Annotated in this window: 4 protein-coding genes; 3 read left to right on the plus strand and 1 reads right to left on the minus strand. The window is 41.2% G+C overall.

Annotation, left to right across the window (positions count from 1 at the left end):
* The 3 genes from ACFINY_RS09495 to ACFINY_RS09505 all read left to right on the plus strand — a co-directional run.
* Nucleotides 1-1,915: hemagglutinin repeat-containing protein (locus ACFINY_RS09495; RefSeq protein ID WP_375701049.1), on the plus strand; the 1,915-nt coding region annotated here is incomplete at its 5' end.
* Nucleotides 1,912-2,319: a hypothetical protein gene (locus ACFINY_RS09500; protein ID WP_041581383.1), complete on the plus strand. Its 408-nt coding sequence runs from the start codon at nucleotides 1,912-1,914 to the stop codon at nucleotides 2,317-2,319. The genes ACFINY_RS09495 and ACFINY_RS09500, both read left to right, overlap by 4 nt.
* 170 nt (nucleotides 2,320-2,489) lie before the next feature.
* Nucleotides 2,490-2,891: a hypothetical protein gene (locus tag ACFINY_RS09505; RefSeq protein ID WP_375612658.1), complete on the plus strand. Its 402-nt coding sequence runs from the start codon at nucleotides 2,490-2,492 to the stop codon at nucleotides 2,889-2,891.
* A 103-nt stretch (nucleotides 2,892-2,994) separates the two neighbouring features.
* On the opposite strand, the gene ACFINY_RS09510 is transcribed toward ACFINY_RS09505, so the two are convergent.
* A complete protein-coding gene (locus ACFINY_RS09510; protein WP_015856172.1) occupies nucleotides 2,995-3,195 on the minus strand; it encodes an AlpA family transcriptional regulator in 201 nt (66 codons plus the stop codon).
* Between the last annotated feature and the right edge of the window lie 224 nt (nucleotides 3,196-3,419).

The raw sequence follows: 3,419 nt of genomic DNA on the forward strand, positions 1-3,419 counted from the left end.
TATTGCCGGTACAAACCCGATGCAAAGCAATGATGAACAGAGCGGGAATATCACCATGGGAGCAGGTAAAGATATCATCTTTGAAAGTGCGCAAAATACGCAAAGCACAGAAAACCACACGCAAAGCGCTTCAATGAATGTTGGGTATAGTTATGGTACCGGTGGTACAGGGTGGATGGGGAATGCTTCTTTTGGTAAAGGCAAGGGTTCCAGTGAGGAGGTTCACCAGAAGAACAGCCATATTATTGGCACCGGCACAGTTCACACAACGAGTGGTGCAAACACCACATTGGCAGGCGCCGTGGTTTCTGGAGAGCGTGTAGAAATGGAAGTAGGGGGTGATTTTGCCATTACCAGCCGCAGTGATACGGGACAAACTTCCAGCAAGCAAAACTCTGTTTCTGTTGGGTTTGGTGCTGGACAAACGGGTGGTGGGGGGTCCATGAGCGCCTCTTTCCAAAAGGATAAATCCTCCAGCGATTATCATAGTGTTGTGGAGCAATCAGGCATCAAAGCGGGTGATGGCGGCTTTAATATCATAGTTAAAGACAAAACGACCCTAACCGGAGGTATTATTGAAAGCACAGCCTCGGCGGACAAAAACAGCCTGACCACAGGAAGCATTAGCACCAGTGATATCAGCAACAGTGCCCATGCTAAAGCCAGCAGCCATGGGTTTAGCCTTTCTGGGAATGACACGATAAAAAACATTGCCAAGAATGTTTTAAATCACGGCAAAGCCAAGGATGCAGCAGAAGGGGAAACCAAATCTGCTATCAGTGATGGGACTATCATCCTTACTGATACAACTGGACAGAGGGCGATGGGGCAAGATGCTGGACAAATCATTGGCTCTCTCAACCGCAACACCGCAGCAGCCCACCAAGCTGTAGGACAGCTAGATGTCGCACCGCTTGAGGGAGCAGTGCATAATCGCCTAGATATGATCAATGATTTATCGGATGAAGGATTGGGATACTGGGACAAAGTGCGCGAAGTCGCAAATGTCAAAGAGCATCCAGTAGGTGAGATTGCGCATGATGAAAATGGCAATGTCCTCTATTTAACCGATGAAAATGGAGAGTATATAAAAGGCAGTGATGGAAAACCAATAATTCTGTATCGCTATTTAAAACCAGAGGAAGAAAAGCATTTACAAGCTGGTTCTGATGGCAACAGGCGTATGTTCTATAATGGTATTTTTAACACACCAGATGAGGCTGCCTATCGTGCTGTCCAATTAGCTGATAATGCGCATGAACCCCTTTATTTTACATACCACCCACAAGCTAAAGACAGGCTCGTAGAGTATGGGGTAGCAATTTATGAGTATTTTGGGGGATGGAGTAATTCGGCCAAGAAATTCCAAGATTTTACCTCTCGTTATGGTAATGACAAGGCTATTGTTAGTGCGCATAGTCGTGGTAGCTTAACAGTAGGCAATGGACTGCGTGACTTTGAAAAGCGCGGCATTCACGGTATAGCAGAAAAAACAGATATCTATCTTTTTGGACCAGCGGATCATGCTCGATCTATAGCGAATGCATTATATGTCGTAAGCGATGGCAAAAATGATCATGTTTACTTACAAAGCCATGCATCTGACCCCATTAGCACGTTGTTTGGTTACAATGCACCTACTTTTTATAAAGTACCTTTAAATCTAGATGTTTCACTTTTGGAGAAAGGTATAAAAAATCCTTTATATATGACGCTGTTTGTAGGAACCAGTTTATTGACTACAGCAACCTCTCCATTGATAGAGGGAGGGAGGGCGTTAGGCGGGTATGATCCTAGTCCCCATAATTGTTATGGTGATGCAAGTAAAGCGTGTATAACTAATTATGGAATACCGCCTACTAAACAAATTAATTCAACTTATTCAATTTTAGAGCATTTATGGAAGAAAAAATGAGACAAATTTTGAAATTATTGAGTGGTATAGTCCTATTAAGTGTAGCTGGATGTGACATTGAAAACATTGATAAGCCTCCTCCAGAGTATGTGAGTATGTGGGAGAAGGTAGGTGCAGATTCTACTGAAGTAGGAAAAGCCTTGTTAGAATGCGGAATGCCAAGCATTTTTGATATTGATTCAGAAAACAGAAAGCTTAGTATTAATGAGGATGCAACAATTTATGCTTGCATGGTTCAATCAGGATTCCATTATAAAGGGAGAGGAAACTGGTGTTATACATTTAGAGAAGAAAACCTTCCCATTTGTCAGCCTGGTGCTGTCATTCCGAAGAGAAGTGTCGAAAAGCGCTTAAACAGCCCGTTTTGTAAAAGAAGTCCAGTACAACCTGAATGCAAGCCTTAAGTGATGATCAACAATCCGCCATCCTTGCCTTCGCTTGGAATGGTGGGATTGTTTTCTCAACCAATCATCTCAATATTGTTCACCGTTGTTTTAAGCAGCGGTGACAGGAAATATCAACAGGTTTATGAGCTCTGTTTTATCGTAAATAAATCCATTGAAAGAGGGGAAAAATGAAGAAAATCTTAAAACTGTTGAGTTGCATGGCTTTGTTAAGTATCGCTGGATGTGACTCAAAGCCTCCTTCAAAATACTTTGTTATATGGCAAAAGCCAGATGCAGATTCTACTGAAGTAGCAAAAGCATTGTTAGAGTGTGGTAAGCCAACTCCTTATAATGCCGATACAGAAAATAGTGGATTAGGTTTCGGTGAATGGGCAATAATTCATACTTGTATGCTTCAATCTGGCTTCCACTATAGAAGTGAAAATGGAAAGTGGTGTGAAAATTGTCAAGATGATAGGATTCCGGTGTATCCTCTTAGTGGTTCTATCACGCCTCAGCGAAGTGTTGAGAGACGCTTAAATAGCCCTTATTGTAAAAAACATTCAGAACAACTTGAATGCCAGCCTTAAGTCTTGCTTCAGCAGAGAAAGCCTTGAATTTACACCAAATAAAGCACCAGGTTTGATGAGCTTGAGAAAGCCTTGTCCGTCCTTACGTGACAAGGTTTTCTTTTTATGCCGCGTCGTTATAACGTTGCTGTTTTGCTTGCTCGATGACATTCAAAAGATCTGATTGTAACCAACGCGATAAAAAACCAAATTTTAAAGGTTTTGGGAGAGAGCCATTGGTTACATGACGGCGGAAAGTTGAGACACTCATATGAAGCAATTTTGCACTTTCACGGTCTGTTAAAAGAATATCATTTTCTGTCATATTAAAATCCTTTCACTATAAAAATGGTAACAAATCATAACTATTTATTAACCACATTTTGGTTCATTTAGAAAGATGTTTTATTCATAGAAAACAATATTTTATTATACAATTTCTGATGTGATACGTGATGAATCTTATTGAGAAAGAATGAGAGAGAAGAGAGCTAAAGTTATCCACAGATAATGGGGTTATTCACCCCATATTTTAGGTTTGACCCGTGA

This window comes from Bartonella sp. AA23NXGY, assembly GCF_042197165.1.
Taxonomy (GTDB): Bacteria; Pseudomonadota; Alphaproteobacteria; order Rhizobiales; family Rhizobiaceae; genus Bartonella.